Below are 17205 nucleotides of genomic sequence, written 5' to 3'. Positions count from 1 at the left end.
TCAAACCAGCCTATATCAACTGCGCCCAGGACCCGGCCCGGGGGAGCGCATACTGCCGTGTCCCGATCGGCGGATTCTGCAGTTGGATCAGCCTCTGCGCTGGAACGGGCATTCTTCGCCCGATCACGTGGCTGGCCGCCATGCGCCGGCAGCGTTTATACCGAAGGCCCGGGCCGTTCATATCGAAGACGCGGTCAGGGGCTGACATGACTTGGAAGGTCACCGACAGTCCCAACGCCGATTCGTTCACGCCATCCGACGGCAGCACGAACGGGAGCCGCGCAGGGGATACCCAACGGATTGCCTAAAGGGAGAAAATCAGTTCTACTTTACATAATGTTGATTATCGGCGTTCTGGAACGAGCTCCGAGAGGACCTTCGGCCGCGCCGCTCAACTGATGCCGGCGGCGGGACAATCCGCCCGTTCCGCGACCGAATCCATTGTCATCTGCGCCGGCCTCACTGAGAATGAACCATGACGGTCTACCTGAGGTCCCTGGAAACTGCTGTCCCGCCGACCGTTCTGGTCCAAGCCGAAGCCCGGGACGTTTTCGCGGCCCAGCCTGGCCTCACCAGGCTTGGCACCCGGCTGGTCGGCACCTGCTTTGACTCTGCGGCCATCGACACCCGCTATACGGCCGTTGCGGAACTGACAAAAGATCATCGGGCAGAGAATCCGCGGTTTTTCGATTCCGGCACGGGTTTGCTGCTCAGCCCCAGCACCAAGGTGCGCAACGACATCTTCGCCACCGAGGCCACCAAGCTCTTCATTGAGGCGGCCCAGAAGGCCCTGGATGCCTGTCCCGGAATCACTTTACTTGACATAACTCACCTCGTCACGGTCTCCTGTACCGGGTTTTTCAACCCCGGACCCGACTATAAAATTGTCCGCGCCCTGGGCCTGAATCCCGCTGTGCAGCGCTACCACCTCGGTTTTATGGGCTGCTACGCGGCCTTTCCCGCACTGCGCGCGGCCAAGTCGTTCTGCGAGGCGGATCCGGACGCCGTCGTGCTGGTCGTCTGCGCGGAGCTGTGCTCGCTGCACGTGCGGACCTCGAACGATCCGGACACGATCATGGGATCGGCACTGTTTGCCGACGGCGCGGCAGCGGCCATCGTGACCGCCCGTGAGGACCCCGACGAACCGGCGCTGCTGCAGCTGGACCACTTCGAGACGGTCCTGACGCCGGTCGGTGAGGAATCCATGGCGTGGAACATCGGTGACGAAGGCTTCGAGATGGTCCTGGGCAACTATGTCCCCCACATCATCGACGACCACATCATCGGAGCCCTCGAACCGCTCCTCTCCCGGGAAAGCAGCCTGGTGGGACTCCCCTACCGCGACATCCGGCACTGGGCCATCCACCCCGGCGGCCGCAGCATCCTGGACAAGGTCCAGTCCAGGCTTGACCTGAGCGACGAGCAACTGGTCCCGGCCCGGGAAACCCTGCGCAACTACGGGAACATGAGCAGCGCCACCGTGCTGTTTGTGCTCCGGCACATCCTCGACCTGCCGCCGGCCGGTGCTGCCGACGGCGCCGGCGACGGCGAACGGATCTGTTCCATGGCCTTCGGGCCCGGACTGACCGTGGAAACTGCCTTGTTCACCAAACTCACCAGCCGGGGCCGTGACGAGGCAACACGAGCGGCCCAGGACACGGCGGCCGTGTCCGCTCAGCCGGAATCGGCCCTGGCCTGAGAGCCGGTGGACCTGCTGCGGGAACGTGCCGCCCACGCCGTCGAGGAAATGGACCTGCCCGGCTGCGACCCGGACAAGCTGGACCGCACGTACGCCCAGTTTGCCGTGGTCAACCGCGCCGTTTCCGGCTGGCGCGGCATCTACGTCAGCCAGCTAAGGCCCCGGCTCCGTCCGGGCACTCCGGCCACCCTGCTGGATATAGGCTGCGGGGGCGGCGACGTGCCCATAATGCTTTCGCGCTGGGCTGCGCGGGACGGGCTCCGCCTGGAGATCACTGCCATCGATCCCGATCCGCGGGCCAGCCGCTTCGCCGCGGAACGTCACCCGGCCGCGGGCGTCAGGTTCCGGCAGGCCACGGCCGCCGACCTCATCGCTGAGGGGTTGAGTTTCGACCTGGTGGTGTCCAACCATGTGCTGCACCACCTGGCCGAGGACGAACTGCCGGTGTTCCTGGCCGAGTCGGCGGAGCTCTGCCGCGGCAGGGTCATCCACAACGACCTCCGGCGCAGCCCGGCCGCCTACGCCCTCTTCTACGCCGGCGCCCTGCCGTTCACCCGGTCCTACATCCGGCAGGACGGCCTCACGTCCATCCGCCGCAGCTACACGGCCGCCGAACTCCGGGCCGCCGCTCCCCCGGGCTGGATCGTCCGCCGCCGCGCACCGTTCCGGAACCTGCTGGTCCTCGACAGGACCGCCCATGGTTGATGTCCTGGTGATCGGCGGCGGACCGGTGGGACTGTTCATGGCCGCCCTGCTGCTCCAGGCAGGTGTGAGCGTCCGCGTTCTGGAACAGCGCACCGGCGCCGAGCCGCACTCCCGAGCCATTGGCCTCCATCCCCCGTCGCTGGATGCGATGGAGGGAATCGGCGTGGCACGGGACCTCGTGGCGGAGGGCGTCCAGATCCGGCGCGGCCTCGCCGTCGGCGGCGGCCGGACACTCGCTGAGATGTCCTTTGCCGGTGTTTCGGACAGCTATCCCTATGTTCTGTCCCTGCCGCAGACCCGGACAGCGGCCATCCTGGAACAATGCGTCCGGCAACTGGACCCGGCCGCGCTCCACCGCGGAGTCCGGGTGAAGCACCTGAACGACGACGGCGGCCGGGTCACCGCGGAAGCCGTGGCTGGCGGCGCGGCGGTCCGGTACACGGCGGCCATCGCCATCGCTGCGGACGGTGTCCGGTCAACCGTCCGCTCCCAGCTGGGCACCCCCGTCCGGGCGAAGGACTACCCTGACAGCTACCTCATGGGCGACTTCGCCGACACCACCGGATTCGGTCCGGACGCGGCCCTGTTCCTGGCGGCGGCGGGAATCGTGGAATCCTTTCCGCTGCCCGGGAATCATCGCCGCTGGGTGGTCCGCCTCGCTGAGTCCGGGACCGGCGGAGACGTCCGCTGGCTGGTGGACAGCATCCGCCAACGAACGGGCATCGACGTCGATCCGGCGAGCAACAGCATGCTCAGCCGCTTCGGAGTACGCTCACGCCTGGTGCACCGCATGGTGACCGGCCGCACCGTGCTGATCGGCGACGCCGCCCACGAGATCAGCCCCATCGGAGGCCAGGGCATGAACCTGGGCTGGCTCGACGCCGTCGCCCTGGCCCCGGTGGTGCTCGCGTCGCTGCACGGCAAGCACGTGGGGGTGCAGCTCCGGGACTTCGAGGCAGGCCGCAAGGCTGCCGCCGCCCGGGCGGCCCGCCAGTCCGAAATCAACATGGCACTGGGGCGGCCCCTGCCGGCAGGTCCGTGGTCGCTGCGGAACCGCGCCATCGAGGCGGCCGGCGCCGTATCCGTGGTCAACGGATTCGTGGCCCGCCGCTTCACGATGCAGTGATTCAACCTGGGGTAAATCAACCTGCAGGTTGGCTCAGGCGGGCATGAAATAGCAGTCGTAGCTGTCCTGGCTGGCCACCCGGCCGTCCCTGACCTCGAAGACGGACGCGATCCTCGCGCGGATCATCTCGCCGGCGTCCCAGTGCGGCAGGTTCATCAGCAGGGTGGCCGTCCACTCGGCTTCCACCACCACCCGGTTGCCCTCGCACGTCGTACGCCGTACCTCGAAACGCTGCCCGGAGACGACGTCGTGGGCCGTGGCTGCCCCCGCCAGGGCTTCATCGCGGTTCCGCACTGCCCMGGCGGGCGCCAGCAGATGGGGTGCCTCGGTCAAGATGTAGTCCTCGGCGAGGAACGGTGCGATTTCCGCGGCCCCGCCGCCGGATTCCAGAGTGCGGAGCAGGCCAAGGACGCAGTCCAAAGGGGTCGGTGACGTCATCGAACGAGACTAACCGAAAACTCCCGACCGGGGCGCTGCTAGAGGCCTGCGCCAGGAATACACTGGCCCCATGGGCTGCTTCCTCCCGCTGCGCCAGTTCCCGCCGACGCACCGACGTCCCGCCGGTCGAACCCGAGGCGCCACGCAATTCAGAGGCGCCGCCGCCGCGGCAGCCCTCGCCCTGACGGTCTCCTGCAGCGCGGGCGCGTCCCCTGCCGACGATCCGTCCCAACCGCCGGCAACGGCGGCGCCGGCCACAGCGGCCGCCCCCGTCACTGCCGAGATCAACCAGCTCCGCGACAACTACAGCCGCCAGATCATTGCCATCCAGCTGACGAACACCACCGCCGGCCCGGTGACCGTACTCGGGGCAGGACTCACGAGCCCGCTCTATTCCGGCACCATCGAGTGGCCGGCGACTCCCGGCGGGATCGAACTGCCGCCGGGCCAGACGAAGATCCTGCCGGCACAACTGCGCGCTCCGGCGTGCGGAATCCAGACGGCCGGATCAGGCGGCGGGCCCGCAGTAAGACTTCAGCTTGCCGGCGCCACGGGAACCGTGCCCGCCGCGACGGTGCCCGCCGCCGATCCCTTTGGGGTGCTCAGCCGCAACAACGCGGAAATGTGCCTCGCCCAGGCGGCAGCCGCAGTCGCCGTAATCCGGCTGGAACCGGAACTCGAAGTGTCCGCCGACGGGCGAAGCGCAGTGCTGGGACTTGCCATCACGCCGCGGAGCACCCCGGGTGCCGTGAACCCCGGTTCCACGGGAACCCTGACGATCAACTGGATCGAAGGGACCACCCTGCTCGACGAAGACCAGGCCGCGCCCTGGCCACGCTCCGTCTCGGTCAACGCCGGCGGCGCCATCCAGCACTTCCGGCTGGGGATCCGGCCCGCGCGCTGCGATCCGCACGCCATCGCGGATGACAAAGTGGGCACACTGCTGCCGCTCAGGGTGTCGGCGGGCGGACGGGACGGCGTCTTGAAGATCGACGCCGGCGCGGTGCTGCGCGGGCGCATCTACGATTTCGTTTCGGCAGCTTGCGGACGCCAGTAGTCTGTTGGCATGTCTTCTGACGCCAAGCCGACTGACTTCAGCGCCGCCCGCATCCAAGAAACCGTCGAGCAGGTACTCACCGCCGGGGTGCTCCCCGCCATTGTCCAGGCGGGACATCCCGTGCTCCGGCAGTTTGCGGCGCCTTTTTCCGGCCAGCTGAACGATGCCCAACTAGGCCAGCTGATCGACCTCATGCGCAGCGTTATGCACAAGGCGCCCGGCGTCGGCCTGGCGGCACCCCAGCTTGGAATTCCGCTGCAGGTCGCGGTGCTCGAGGACCAGTTCGTCGTCGACGCCGAGGTCGCCGCCGCCCGCGGACGGGAGCCGCTGCCCTTCTTCGCCATGCTCAACCCGTCCTACGAGCCGCTGGGCGGCTCCACGGTGGCGTTCTACGAAGGATGCCTCTCGCTGAACGGACTGCAGGCGGCGGTGTCCCGGCCCGAAGCGGTGCGGCTCGACTTCGCTTCCCCGGACGGGAGCACACAGCAACGGGAATTCACCGGCTGGCAGGCGCGGATCGTCCAGCACGAGACCGACCATGTGCACGGAATCCTGTACCTGGACCGGGCCGAGCTGCGCTCCATCAGCAACAACGCGGAGTATTCCGCACGCTGGGCACAACCGGACATCAGCCTCGCCCGCAAGGAACTGGGGTTCCTGCCCGGCGATTGATCCGCCCGATGGGCAGGCCTGTCCCGGCGGCTGCGTCCCCGCGTTGTTTGAGGCCCTACTGGCGGGGGGCCGGGGCCGGGTTTTCCGCCGTCGGAAGGTAGCGGGACCACCACTGCAGGATCTCATCGAAGCGCTGCTTGCGGTGGTGCGGCGTTCCAGAGCGTGAGAGTTCGTGGTTCTCCCCCGGGAATACCAGGAACGCGGCCTCCACGCCCAGCTGCTTGAGCGCGGTGAAATACCGCTGGCCCTGCTCCACCGGGCACCGGAGGTCCTCCTCGCTGTGAATGACCAGGGACGGTGTGCGCACATGGTCCACCCGGGCCATCGGGCTTTGCGCTGCCATCTGTTCGGCGGAGCGGCCGGTGTATTGCCCGCCGAAGAACCACCCGATGTCGGAGGAGCCGGTGAAACTCACGGGATCCAGGAAGCCACGTTCCACGATGGCGGCCTTGAAGCGGTGGTCGTGGCTGATGGTCCAGGCGGTGAGGTAGCCGCCGTATGAGCCTCCCATGATGCCGAGCGCCCCGCCGTCGAGCTCCTCGAACTTACTGAGCGCCCCGTCGAGGAAGGCCAGGACGTCCTGCATGTCCAGGGTGCCCATCTTCTCCTTGATGGCCCGTCCATGCGCCTGGCCGTAACCGGCGGACCCGCGGGGGTTGCACATCAGGACGGCGTAGCCAGCCGCGGCGTAGACCTGGGCCTCGTCGAAAAGGGCGCCGGTGAACTGGGCAAAGGGGCCGCCGTGGATGTTCAGTAGGACCGGGTGGGGTCCCTGGCCGGCCGGCCTCACGAGCCAGCCGTGGACGGGGTAGCCGTCGCCGGAAGGGAACGTGAGCTCGAGGGGTTCGATGATTCCGGCATCGGAGCGCAGCAGTGCGGAGAAATCCGTCAGGACGCGCAGCTGCCCGCCGTCCAACAGCGCCACGTCCCCGGCGGTCACCGCATCGGCGAAACAGACGACGAGCGAGGCCCCCGCCGCGGCGGCGCCGGAGACGGCACGCTCGCCGTGGACCAGAACCTCGTGTGTTCCGGCGGCCCGGAATTCGTGCAGCTCGACCGTTCCGCGGGCGTTGTTCAGCAGCAGCGCGGCGTCGGGCCCGCGCAGTTCGATCCTGCCGTTGCAGCCGAGGTCCATGGTCTCCGGGTCGCTGAGCCGGGTGGCGTCGCCGCCGGATGCCGGCACCACGTAGAGCGCGGTGTTGCGGGCCACGAAGTCCTGGCCCGAATCGCCAAGATCCTGGGCGAGGAAGAATAACCACTGTCCGTCGTGTGACTGGCGTACGGCGTGGACGGTCTGCCGGCCGGCGTTGGGCGGGGCGACGGGCTGCGGCTCCCCTCCCCCGGCGTCGCCGCCCAGCGCTATGCGGTAGATGCCGCTGGCGAGGTCGGCGTCGCTGCCCTCATGCAGGGCGGCGGTGAAGTAGATGGCGCGCCCGTCGGTGCTGAAGACCGCGCCGTCGTGGTCCGTGGCCGCCGCGGTGAGCTGCTGCGCGGCGGGCAGCAGGCCGGCCGTGACGTCGGCATTGCCGGCGGTATCCCCGGCGGCAGCCGTGGCGCGCGCTTTCAGGGCCCGGCCCCTGGGCGCCACCTTGGGTTCTTCCCCGAGCTCCGGAACGTCCACGAGGAAGAGCTGCACCGGCTTGTCCGCGGTGTAGCCGACGCCGTTCATGCGGTACTGGTAGTCCGTGATCAGCCGGGCGTCCTCGGCGCCGGCGGACACCCCATCTGTGCTGCCGTACCGGCCGTCCTCCGGGGTCCGGGCACCGTAGACAATGCGCCGGGAATCGGGTGACCACGCGAACGCCGACACTCCCAGCGGCGCATCGGTGACGGGCTGCGGCTCCCCGCCCGCTGCCTCCACGATATGAAGCTGGGGTTTCCCGCCTGCAGCGGCGCGCAGGAACGCCAGCACACGGCCGTCCGGCGAAAAGTCCGGCGCCGTGTCACGGAACCCGCGGGTCAGGCGGCGCGGGGGCTGGCCGGAGCCGAGCGGCACCGCCCACAGCTGGCCGACGTACGCGTCGGCGTCGAAATCGGGCCGCAGCACGGACACCACGGCGCTTGCGCCGTCCGGATGCACGGCAGGGGCGGAGACAGAATTCAGCAGCGGCAGATGTTCGGATTTCACGAGTGCGAGCCTAGCCCCAGTTTCCCCGGCTGTGAAATGGCTCACGCAAACGCGCCGGAAACCGCGGCGGCGCGTTTGCGGGTGACCCGGGGGCGGGCCGCCCGGACGGCACCGCCCCTAGGATGGACGGTATGCCCGCCGCCTCCGCCACTTCCCTGCTGTGCCCGGTCTGCCGGAACGGCCTGGGCTTCACTGGACCCGCCGGCCGGTCGCTGGTGTGCCCTGCCGGGCACAGCTTCGACGCGGCGAAACAGGGATACTTCAACTTCCTCGTCGGCAAAGGCACCGTTTTCGAAGCGGACACGGCCGACATGGTGGCGGCACGCTTCGACTTCCTTTCCGCCGGCCACTACCGGCCCCTCGCCGACGCGGTGGCGGACCTGGCAGCTGCGGCACTCGCCGGCGCTGCCGGGGTCCGGCCGGGGACGGTGCTGGACGCCGGAACCGGGACCGGGCACTACCTCCGGGCACTGCTGGACCGGCTTGCGCCGGAGCCGACGCCCATCGAAGCGATCGGCCTGGACATTTCGAAGTTCGCCCTCCGCCGTGCCGCCAGGTTGAATCCGGAGGCCATGAACGTCGTCAGCGATGTGTGGCAGCCCCTGCCGGTCGCCGACGACGCGGTCGACGTCGTCACCGTCGTGTTCGCGCCGCGCAACGCGGCGGAGTTCGCCCGGGTGCTCCGCCCCGGCGGCAGGCTCCTCGTGGTGACTCCCCGGCTCGGCCACCTGGAGGAAGTGGCCGGCCCGGCCGGCCTGCTCGGCATCGACCCGGCGAAGGACGAACGTCTCGCGGCTTCGCTCGAGGGACACTTCGCGGCGCTCTCCGCCGAGCAGCTGGACATCCCCCTCTCGCTGACCCCGGACGACGTCGCCCGGCTGGCCCTCATGGGCCCGGCGGGACACCACCTGGACCGCCAGGAACTGGCGTCCCGCACGGCCGTGCTTACGCCGCTGACCGCCGTGTCGGCCCGGTTCCGGATCAGCGTTTTCGAGCTGAGCCGGTAGCCCTGCGGGTTACCCAAAGGTAACGACTTGGCCACTTTCGGCCCGGGACTTCCGCTGCCCTCCGCAGCCCAAGCTGTTCGGATTAGGATGGAAGGACAGTTACTGAGGGTCTGCGCCTGCAGCCCCCGGGGCGAAGGGGGAAAAGATGTTGGAATGGCTACCCGAAAACTTGTGGGCCCTGTGGCTCACGGTTTTCCTCGTGTTTGCCGTGGTGGAAATGATCACCCTGGACCTGTTCTTCATCATGCTCGGAGGCGGAGCCCTCGCCGGTCTGGTGGCCTCCCTGGCCGGCGCCGACCTTGGCCTGCAGATCGTGGCCTTCTGCGTAGTGTCCCTCCTGATGATCGGCTTCGTTCGGCCCGTCGCGCTCAAACACCTCCACAAAGGCCCGGCTGACCGCCGCAGCAACGTGGAACGCCTGATCGGCGAATCCGCCCTGGTGATGGAGCCCGTCAGCGCCAGCGGCGGACTGGTCAAGATCGGCGGAGACGTCTGGAGCGCCCGCTCGGAAACCGGAGTCCTGTCACCAGGCCAGCACGCGATCGTCAGCGCGATCGACGGCGCCACCGCCGTCGTCACCCCGCAGCCGGAAACCGCGATCCAATAGCAACCGCAAGAATTCCGGCTGCCGGCACCGGCACCGGGCACGCGGCGGGACACCGCCGCACACCATAGCAAGACCAAATTTGGGGAATGGGTGATGTATGGATATCGCAGTCGCAATCGTGCTGCTGGTTCTCGTTGCGTTCGTAATTATTGTGCTGGTCCGGTCTGTGCGGATTGTCCCGCAGGCCCGCGCTGGCGTCGTCGAACGGCTGGGCAAGTACCAGCGGACGCTGAATCCCGGCCTCACGATCCTGATCCCGTTCGTGGACCGGCTGCTGCCGCTGCTTGACCTGCGCGAACAGGTGGTCTCCTTTCCGCCGCAGCCGGTGATCACCGAGGACAACCTCGTCGTTTCGATCGACACGGTGGTCTACTTCCAGGTCACTGATGCCCGCGCGGCCACCTACGAGATTGCCAACTACATCCAGGCGGTCGAACAGCTCACGACGACGACGCTCCGTAACGTCGTCGGCGGCCTGAACCTCGAAGAGGCCCTGACCTCGCGTGACCAGATCAACGGCCAGCTCCGCGGCGTGCTGGACGAGGCGACCGGCCGCTGGGGCATCCGTGTCTCCCGGGTGGAGCTCAAGGCCATTGATCCGCCCCACTCCATCCAGGACTCCATGGAGAAGCAGATGCGCGCCGAGCGTGACCGTCGCGCCGCCATCCTGACCGCGGAAGGCACCAAGCAGTCCGCCATCCTGACGGCGGAGGGCCAGCGGCAGTCCTCGATCCTGAAGGCGGAGGGCGACGCGAAGGCGGCGATCCTCCGGGCTGACGGCGAGGCCCAGGCCATCCAGAAGGTGTTCGACGCGATCCACAAGGGCAACCCGGACCAGAAGCTCCTGGCATACCAGTACCTGCAGACCCTCCCGAAGATCGCTGAAGGATCCGCGAACAAGCTGTGGATAATCCCCAGCGAGGTCGGCGAAGCCCTGAAGGGCATCGGCAGTGCACTGGGCGGCAGCAAGGACGGCCAGTTCAACGACAGCCTGTTCGGACCGGATTCCGACGCCGCAGCGGAACCCGCCGCGGCCCGCCCGGCTGCACCCGCGGCCCCGGTGGCCGGGCCAGCCGGCGCGACAGCAGGTTTCCCGGTCCCGCCGGAAGCCTAGCCACACGAGGGAACAACGGGGAGGCCTCCGCGCGGCGGATGCCTCCCCGTTCTGCTGCCTGTTTTGCCGCCCGTTTTGCTGCGGGGGCAGCCGGCGCCGCGCGGGCTTTGCCCGGTGTGCCCAATCCCCGTATACTTGAATATTTGTCCGGCTGGTTCAGTCCGGTGGAACAATTTAGCTTCGCTAAGCGTTGAATCCTGTGACGACTTTTCCGGTATGGATCCAGTAATTCAGCTGGTGATCAGCGCAAGGCAAACAGCAGTCCGGCGCGGCCTCACGGCCCCCGGCCAGCGCAGGGYAGTGCCCTGCGAACCGAAATAGAGGGAGAGAAGATGAGCGATCGCAGCCTGCGGGGTATGCGCCTTGGCGCGCAGAGCATGGAGACCGAATCCGGTGTCGAACCGGCTCCGCGCCAGCGGGTTGAGTACCGCTGCGAGGACGGCGAGCAGGTATTCGTGACTTTCTCCTCCGAAGCCGAAATCCCCCCGGTCTGGGTATCGAAGACAGGCAAGGAAGCCCTCCTCGTCGATGGCGAACGCCCCGTGAACCTCAACGAGAAGGCAGTCCGCACCCACTGGGACATGCTCCTGGAGCGCCGCTCGCTGCCCGAACTCGAGCAGATCCTCGAAGACCGCCTCACGATCCTGCGCGAACGCCGCGGCCGTCATTCCTGACAGTGCGGACCCGGCCCTTTGCTTCTGACGGCAAAGTGCGTATTCCGGCGGCGATTAGGCCTTGTTGCTGGGGGATTTGCCGCCGGTCTTGCGCGGAAGTTTGCCGCTGAGCGTATTCCAGCGGGCGGTCAGGCCCCACCTGGTGACATTGACCATGGCTTCAACCACAATGTTTCCGCTCATCTTTGAGGCGCCCAGCTCACGCTCGACAAAGGTGATGGGACGTTCGACGATCGTCAGTCCAAGCTTGGCCACGCGCCAGGCCAGGTCCACCTGGAAGCCGTAGCCGACCGAGTCGACGGTGTCCAGGTTCAGCTTCTCCAGGGTGCTCCGCCGGAACGCGCGGAACCCGCCCGTGACGTCCTTGATCTTCACGCCCAGCATGATCCGCGCGTAGGTGCTGCCGACCCGGGAGATCGCCTGCCGGTACAGCGGCCAGTTGACGACGCTGCCGCCCGGCACCCAGCGGGAGCCCATGGCGAGGTCCGCGCCCTGTTCCACGGCCTCGAGCAGCTGCGGAAGCTGCTCCGGCTGGTGCGAGCCGTCCGCATCCATCTCCACGAGGACGTCGTAGCCGGCGTCGAGGCCCCACTTGAAACCCGCGATGTAGGCCGCGCCCAGCCCGGCCTTGCCGGCACGGTGCAGGACATGGACCTGGCTGTCCTCTGCGGCGATACGGTCCGCCAGCTGCCCGGTGCCGTCAGGGCTGTTGTCGTCGACAACCAGGACGTCGGAGCCAGGCACGGCAGTGCGGAGGCGCCCGAGCGTCTTGGGCAACGATTCCAGCTCGTTGTAGGTCGGGATGATCGTGAGGACACGCACAGCGGGCCTTTCCTTGAAGGGAGCGGTCAAGCGCCGGCGGTCTGCGGAGAGCGGACACCAGGCGCAACTCTCCATTATAGGGAGTCGCCGGACCCTCGTAGGCCTAAGCTGGCCGCCGGGGCAGGTCCACCCGCTTCGGGCCAGTTGCGGCGGGCCGCGAAATACGACGCCGGAACCGTTTTCTGCTGCGAAGTGGACCCGCCCCCTGGGAGTACCCATGGCCACGACCAGAGAAGCTGCCGCGCTGGCGGCAACCTGGAACTGACCGGGGGACGTCCGGAGGTTGCGGTCCGCGCAACCCTCCGTTGCCCCTCAATGCTACGGGCAGGCCATGATCTGTCAACCGGTCCGTGACCTGCCGTTTCATCCATCGGCGCAGGCCAGGGCCGCCTCGCGGCGGGTGAAGTTTCGGTGCTGGACCCGTAGTTTTACGCGGTGGCCGTCAGCCCCGGAGCGCGCCGCTGGAGAACAGTTCCCGGCCGTCCCGGACGGTCTGAAGGCAGACCGGATCGGAGCCGGTGTCCAGGGCGGGCAGCAGCGGCGTCCGTGCGCGGGGATCCGTGCTCCAGGACTGGACCCGGCCGTCGGCCACCTGGACCATGAGTTCCTCGACCTCCCACACGGCAAAGCTTGCCGGGGCTCCGGGCACCAGCTGGCCGGCCATGGGGTTCCGGTACCGGGCAGCCCGCCAGCCTGCCCTCGTGTGGCCTAGGAAGGCGGCGCGGGCGGAGATCTGCTGGGCGGGGTCGTTGTGCTGCAGGCAGGCCCGGACGCTGGCCCACGGCCGCAACGGCGTCACCGGGCTGTCACTGCCGAAACAGATCGGGACGCCGGCGGCGTAGAACGCAGCAAAGGGGTTCATGCCGTTCCGGCGGGCTCCCAGGCGCTGCCGGTAGAGTCCGGCGTCTCCACCCCAGGCAGCGTCGAAGCCGGGCTGTGCGCTGACCGTCACGGAGTACCGGGCCAGCCGGCTGATGGATTCCGCGTCGGCGAGCTCGACGTGTTCAAGGCGGTGGCCCGCGGCGCGGACCTTCTGTTCTCCGACTTCCGCCGCCGCCAGGTCCAGTGCGTCCAGTGCGGCATCCAGACCTGCGTCCCCGATGACGTGGAACCCTGCCTGGATCCCGAGCAGCGAGCACGCCGCGAGGTGGGCTGCCGCCTCCGCGACCGAGAGGTAGAGGTTGCCCCGCTCCCCCGGCGCGTCGGTGTAGTCCGACCGCAGCGCCGCGGTCCGCGACCCGATCGAGCCGTCCATGTTCAGGTCTCCCGCCAGCCCCAGCACGGGGACACCCAGTCCGTCCAGGATGGACCGCGCGTGGTCCGCGGAGGTGGCCAGCTCGCCCCAGTAGGGCAGGATCTCCGGAACGGCCTCCGGCCCCGTGTTCCAGCCGGCGGCAAGCTGCAGGTCATCGGTGCTGCCGATGTGCGGCGCCGCCATTTCAGCCAGCGCCACGTAGCCGTTGGCTGCCGCCTGGGCGAGGGCCCGCTGCTGGTACCCGCGGAGGGCAGCGGCGGGCAGCCGGCGTGCCGCCAGCCGGGCGGCAGTGTGTGCGGCGAGTTTGACCTGGCCGCCCGCGCCGGAGCCGTCCGTTCCGTCGAGCCCGGCGGCCGCCGCCAGCGAAGAGGAGACCAGCGCCGAGTGCACATCGACGCGGGAGAGGTAGACCTTCCGTCCGCCGGCGGCGCGTTCCAGTTCCTCCTGCGAGGGCAGGGTGTGGTCCGCCCACTGGGTCTCGTCCCAGCCGTGGCCGAGCACGGTTCCGCCGGCGCTGGAAGCGGAGCCGGAGAAGCCGGCGACGGCGTCGAGCAGTTCCCTGGCGGAGCGGACGCCGCTGAGCTGCAGCGAGTCCAGGGCGATGCCCGTCTCGGTGAGATGGATGTGGGAATCGACGAAACCGGGCGCCAGGAGCGCGCCGCGCAGGTCAATGACCTCCATCGAGGAATCGGCGATGGAGGTGGCTGCCTGCTCGGAGCCCACCCAGGCGACCGTGTCGCCGTCGACCAGCATCGCCGTCGCGAAAGGATCGGCGGCGGTATACACGGACCCGTTCCGGTACAGCGTTACCCGATGGGGTGTGGGGTGCGGTGCGGGGGTGGCCGGTGAATCGGTCATGGGTCGGGGACTCCTTGGTCACTGGTGGCCGGCGCGGGCCGGGCATGTTCGACGACGGTTGGGGGCGGTGTGGCCGGGCGGCCGGCTGCGGCGGTCAGGCCACGGAGGAATACGCGACGACGCCGCGCTTGATGAGCTTGATCGCTTCCCCGCAGAGTCGCGCGACCCGCGGGTCGAGCGACGGGATTTTCGCCAGCTGGTCCAGGAGGTCGATGACCTGCTTCACCCACCGGACGAAGTCGCCGGCGGCGAGGTCCGTGCCGCTGAGGACGTCCTGCAGGTGCCTGCCCTTGGCCCACTTGAAGATAGGCCAGACCAGTCCCAGCTCGGGTTCGCCGGTCAGGGGAAGCTTGTTGGCTTCCTCCGTGTCCTCCAGGGCGGACCACTCATGAACCACAATGTCGACGGCGGACTCCAGGGAGATGCTCGGCATCTTGGGCCGGAGCCCGCGGTCCTCGCGCTTGGCCTGGTAGACCAGGACGCTGGCCAGGGCGGCAACCTCGGCGGCGTCGAGGTCGTTGAGGGCGCCGAGGCGCAGGGACTGGGAAATCAGCAGGTCCTTTTCGCCGTAGATCCGGCGCAGCCGCTGCCCGTCGGGGCTGATGGTGAGCACCCCGGCGTCGGAAGTTTCCAGGTAGCCGTAGCTGGACAGGACGCCGCACACCCGGTCGAAGGTCTTGGCGATGGTGTTGGTGCGGCCCTGGATCTGGCGGACCAGCCCGTCGGTCTCCTGCCGGAGCTTCCAGTAGCGCTCCGACCAGCGCGCGTGGTCCTCGCGTTCACTGCAGCCATGGCACGGGTGGGCGCGGAGCTCCCGGCGCAGCTCCGCGATCTTCTTCTCCTGGTCCGGGAGCGCCGCGGCCCGGCCGAAGTCGTCGTTGCGGTTCGGCGGGGCCGGGGGCCGGTTCTCCCGGAGGGCGTTGCGGACCGAGGACGCCAGGTCCCGCCGCGATTTGGGGACCTTGGCGTTGAAGGACTTCGGGATCCGGACCCTGGTGATCGGAGCCAGCGGACCCTCCACGTCCTGGGTGCTGATCCGGCGCAGCTGGTTGTCCAGGGTCATCACGGCGGGCCGCGGTTCACGGGAGTCGTGGTCGGAACTGAGGACGACGGCGAGCCCGGGCGCCCGGCCCGTCGGAACGTCCACCACATCGCCCGGGAGCAGCCGGCTCAGCGAATCCTCCGTCACGGATTTTCTGGCCCGGGACGTGGTCTTCGAGGCGTTCTTTTCGACGTCGGTGAGCGCCCGCCGGATCCGGGAGTACTCGGTGAAGTCGCCGAGGTGGCACGTCATCGCCTTGCCGAACCCCGCCAGGGACTCCTCCCGGCTCCGCACCTGCTTCGCCAGCCCGACGACGGACCGGTCGGCCTGGAACTGGGCGAACGAGGACTCGAGGATCTCCCGCGCCCGGGGCCGGCCGAACTGTGCCAGCAGGTTGATGGACATGTTGTACGTGGGCCGGAAGCTGGAGTTCAGCGGGTAGGTGCGCCGCGAGGCGAGGCCGGCCACCGACGCCGGATCCGTGCCGGGCTGCCACAGGACGACGGCGTGCCCTTCGACGTCGATCCCGCGCCGGCCGGCGCGGCCGGTGAGCTGGGTATATTCCCCGGCGGTGATGTTGACGTGCGCCTCGCCGTTGAATTTGTCGAGCTTCTCCAGCACCACGGAGCGTGCCGGCATATTGACGCCGAGCGCCAGGGTTTCGGTCGCGAAGACGGCCTTGACCAGCCCATCGACGAAGAGCTTCTCCACGACTTCCTTGAACGTGGGCAGCATACCGGCGTGGTGGGCGGCCAGCCCGCGGAGCAGGCCATCGCGCCAGCTCCAGAAGCCCAGGACGTCCAGGTCGTCGGAGGGGATGTCCTGCGCCGCCTCATCGACGCGCCGGGCAATGACGGCTTGCTCCTGCTCGGTGGTCAGCCACAGCCCGGCGGCGACGCACTGCGCGACGGCGGCGTCGCAACCGGCGCGGGAAAAGATGAAGGTGATCGCGGGGAGCAGGTCCTGGCGGTCCAGGCTGGCGATGACCTGCGGGCGGCTCGCTTTCCGGACCGGGCTGCGCGCACCGGCCGGCTGGGCGTCGTCGCGCTGGGAGTGCTGGTTTCGCTGGCGCCGCTGGTTGCGGCCGCCGTGGCCGAACCTGCCACGGAAATTCATCTGGCTCTCGGCGCGGGCCATGGAGAGCAGTTCGGGGTTGACCTCGAAGCCCGGGCCCTCGGTGATGACCGCGGCCGTGGCCGCCTTGCCCGTGGCGACGGCCACGGTGGACGCGGTGGTCACTTCAGTTCCGACGGCAGGAGCGATCTCATCGAAGGTGGTGTCGCCGGCGAAGAGGTCCACGATTTTCCGGCCCACCATCACGTGCTGCCAGAGCGGCACGGGGCGGTGCTCGGAAACGATGACGTCGGTCTGGCCGCGCACCGTGTCCAGCCAGGCGCCGAACTCCTCGGCGTTGGAGACTGTGGCACTGAGCGAGGCGACCTGGACCTCGCTGGGCAGGTGAATGATGACTTCTTCCCACACTGCGCCGCGGAAGCGGTCCGCCAGGTAGTGGACCTCGTCCATCACCACGAAGCCGAGGTCGGCCAGGGTGCTGGAGTCGGCGTAGAGCATGTTGCGGAGCACCTCGGTAGTCATCACCACCACCGGGGCGTCGCCGTTGATGCTCGTGTCGCCGGTCAGGAGCCCCACCCGGTCGGCACCGTACTTGTCTGCGAGCTCCGAGTACTTCTGGTTGCTCAGGGCCTTGATCGGTGTGGTGTAGAACGCCTTGAGCCCGCGCTGGAGCGCGAGATAGATGGCGAACTCCCCCACGATCGTCTTGCCGGCACCGGTGGGGGCGGCCACCAGGACACCCCGGCCGGCCTGCAGGGACAGGCAGGCCTCGCGCTGGAAGTCGTCGAGTTCGAATGCGAGCGACCGGATGAAACCGCCCAGGTAGGTTTTGGCTTCGGCGGCCCGCTCGGCGCTGGCTCGGTAGCGTTCAGACGGCGATTCCGGCCCGGGTAATGAGGACATGCTTCCAGCCTAGTGCGCGTTGGG

At 68.7% G+C, this 17205-nt stretch carries 14 protein-coding genes; 9 read left to right on the top strand and 5 right to left on the bottom strand.

The genetic code is table 11. The features are described from left to right. Positions 1–475 precede the first annotated feature (475 nt). Genes AB4Y67_RS01965 through AB4Y67_RS01955 form a run of 3 tightly spaced genes read left to right on the top strand, consistent with a single transcriptional unit; the run spans position 476 to position 3530 of the window. Positions 476–1699, top strand: coding sequence for a type III polyketide synthase (locus AB4Y67_RS01965; RefSeq protein ID WP_441404126.1), 1224 nt, complete (start codon positions 476–478; stop codon positions 1697–1699). Positions 1700–1747: 48 nt separating this feature from the next. Beyond that, on the top strand, positions 1748–2404 hold the full coding sequence (locus tag AB4Y67_RS01960; protein WP_441404324.1) for a class I SAM-dependent methyltransferase: 657 nt from the start codon (positions 1748–1750) through the stop codon (positions 2402–2404). Continuing rightward, the gene (locus AB4Y67_RS01955) at positions 2397–3530 is read left to right on the top strand and encodes an FAD-dependent oxidoreductase (RefSeq protein ID WP_441404125.1); all 1134 of its coding nucleotides are present in this window, start codon (positions 2397–2399) and stop codon (positions 3528–3530) included. The genes AB4Y67_RS01960 and AB4Y67_RS01955 overlap by 8 nt, the downstream gene beginning before the upstream one ends. A 33-nt stretch (positions 3531–3563) precedes the next feature. Here the strand turns inward: AB4Y67_RS01955 and AB4Y67_RS01950 are convergent, their stop codons facing one another. Beyond that, positions 3564–3968 (bottom strand): nuclear transport factor 2 family protein, encoded by a 405-nt coding sequence (locus AB4Y67_RS01950; protein ID WP_441404124.1) that lies wholly within the window; start codon positions 3966–3968, stop codon positions 3564–3566. A 70-nt stretch (positions 3969–4038) separates the two neighbouring features. Between AB4Y67_RS01950 and AB4Y67_RS01945 the strand changes: the two genes are divergently transcribed. Together AB4Y67_RS01945 and AB4Y67_RS01940 are read left to right on the top strand one after the other, a co-directional pair. Beyond that, positions 4039–5025 carry a hypothetical protein gene (locus AB4Y67_RS01945; RefSeq protein ID WP_441404123.1) on the top strand — a complete coding sequence of 329 codons (987 nt, stop codon included), beginning with the start codon at positions 4039–4041 and terminating at the stop codon, positions 5023–5025. Between the two features lie 9 nt (positions 5026–5034). Beyond that, positions 5035–5697: a peptide deformylase gene (locus tag AB4Y67_RS01940; protein WP_441404122.1), complete on the top strand. Its 663-nt coding sequence runs from the start codon at positions 5035–5037 to the stop codon at positions 5695–5697. Between the two features lie 55 nt (positions 5698–5752). Here the strand turns inward: AB4Y67_RS01940 and AB4Y67_RS01935 are convergent, their stop codons facing one another. After that, the gene (locus AB4Y67_RS01935) at positions 5753–7825 is read right to left on the bottom strand and encodes a S9 family peptidase (RefSeq protein WP_441404121.1); all 2073 of its coding nucleotides are present in this window, start codon (positions 7823–7825) and stop codon (positions 5753–5755) included. Between the two features lie 131 nt (positions 7826–7956). Here AB4Y67_RS01935 and AB4Y67_RS01930 point away from each other — a divergent pair, with 131 nt between their 5' ends. From AB4Y67_RS01930 to AB4Y67_RS01915, 4 genes are all read left to right on the top strand, one after another. Further along, a complete protein-coding gene (locus tag AB4Y67_RS01930; RefSeq protein ID WP_441404120.1) occupies positions 7957–8832 on the top strand; it encodes a methyltransferase domain-containing protein in 876 nt (291 codons plus the stop codon). A gap of 145 nt (positions 8833–8977) precedes the next feature. Next, on the top strand, positions 8978–9439 hold the full coding sequence (locus tag AB4Y67_RS01925) for an NfeD family protein (RefSeq protein ID WP_441404119.1): 462 nt from the start codon (positions 8978–8980) through the stop codon (positions 9437–9439). A gap of 97 nt (positions 9440–9536) precedes the next feature. Continuing rightward, the gene (locus tag AB4Y67_RS01920; RefSeq protein WP_441404118.1) at positions 9537–10553 is read left to right on the top strand and encodes an SPFH domain-containing protein; all 1017 of its coding nucleotides are present in this window, start codon (positions 9537–9539) and stop codon (positions 10551–10553) included. Between the two features lie 332 nt (positions 10554–10885). Then, positions 10886–11227, top strand: coding sequence for an RNA polymerase-binding protein RbpA (locus tag AB4Y67_RS01915; protein WP_441404117.1), 342 nt, complete (start codon positions 10886–10888; stop codon positions 11225–11227). Between the two features lie 54 nt (positions 11228–11281). On the opposite strand, the gene AB4Y67_RS01910 is transcribed toward AB4Y67_RS01915, so the two are convergent. The 3 genes from AB4Y67_RS01910 to AB4Y67_RS01900 form a co-directional block, all read right to left on the bottom strand. Further along, positions 11282–12049, bottom strand: a complete 768-nt coding sequence (locus AB4Y67_RS01910; RefSeq protein ID WP_441404116.1) for a polyprenol monophosphomannose synthase — start codon at positions 12047–12049, stop codon at positions 11282–11284. A 442-nt stretch (positions 12050–12491) separates the two neighbouring features. Continuing rightward, positions 12492–14162, bottom strand: coding sequence for an amidohydrolase (locus tag AB4Y67_RS01905; protein WP_441404115.1), 1671 nt, complete (start codon positions 14160–14162; stop codon positions 12492–12494). A gap of 94 nt (positions 14163–14256) precedes the next feature. Continuing rightward, positions 14257–17181, bottom strand: a complete 2925-nt coding sequence (locus AB4Y67_RS01900; protein ID WP_441404114.1) for a DEAD/DEAH box helicase — start codon at positions 17179–17181, stop codon at positions 14257–14259. Between the last annotated feature and the right edge of the window lie 24 nt (positions 17182–17205).

It is taken from the genome of Arthrobacter sp. YAF17 (genome assembly GCF_052113365.1).
Lineage (GTDB): Bacteria > Actinomycetota > Actinomycetes > Actinomycetales > Micrococcaceae > Arthrobacter.
This window is presented reverse-complemented; position numbering and strand designations above follow the sequence as displayed.

What these genes read in the sequence shown, in the direction of transcription:
- AB4Y67_RS01940 (WP_441404122.1), top strand. Translation starts at nt 5,035, where the DNA reads ATGTCTTCTGACGCCAAGCCGACTGACTTCAGCGCCGCCCGCATCCAA.
- AB4Y67_RS01955 (WP_441404125.1), top strand. Translation starts at nt 2,397, where the DNA reads ATGGTTGATGTCCTGGTGATCGGCGGCGGACCGGTGGGACTGTTCATG.
- AB4Y67_RS01905 (WP_441404115.1), bottom strand. Translation starts at nt 14,162, where the DNA reads ATGACCGATTCACCGGCCACCCCCGCACCGCACCCCACACCCCATCGG.
- AB4Y67_RS01945 (WP_441404123.1), top strand. Translation starts at nt 4,039, where the DNA reads ATGGGCTGCTTCCTCCCGCTGCGCCAGTTCCCGCCGACGCACCGACGT.
- AB4Y67_RS01960 (WP_441404324.1), top strand. Translation starts at nt 1,748, where the DNA reads ATGGACCTGCCCGGCTGCGACCCGGACAAGCTGGACCGCACGTACGCC.
- AB4Y67_RS01930 (WP_441404120.1), top strand. Translation starts at nt 7,957, where the DNA reads ATGCCCGCCGCCTCCGCCACTTCCCTGCTGTGCCCGGTCTGCCGGAAC.
- AB4Y67_RS01915 (WP_441404117.1), top strand. Translation starts at nt 10,886, where the DNA reads ATGAGCGATCGCAGCCTGCGGGGTATGCGCCTTGGCGCGCAGAGCATG.
- AB4Y67_RS01965 (WP_441404126.1), top strand. Translation starts at nt 476, where the DNA reads ATGACGGTCTACCTGAGGTCCCTGGAAACTGCTGTCCCGCCGACCGTT.
- AB4Y67_RS01920 (WP_441404118.1), top strand. Translation starts at nt 9,537, where the DNA reads ATGGATATCGCAGTCGCAATCGTGCTGCTGGTTCTCGTTGCGTTCGTA.
- AB4Y67_RS01925 (WP_441404119.1), top strand. Translation starts at nt 8,978, where the DNA reads ATGTTGGAATGGCTACCCGAAAACTTGTGGGCCCTGTGGCTCACGGTT.
- AB4Y67_RS01900 (WP_441404114.1), bottom strand. Translation starts at nt 17,181, where the DNA reads ATGTCCTCATTACCCGGGCCGGAATCGCCGTCTGAACGCTACCGAGCC.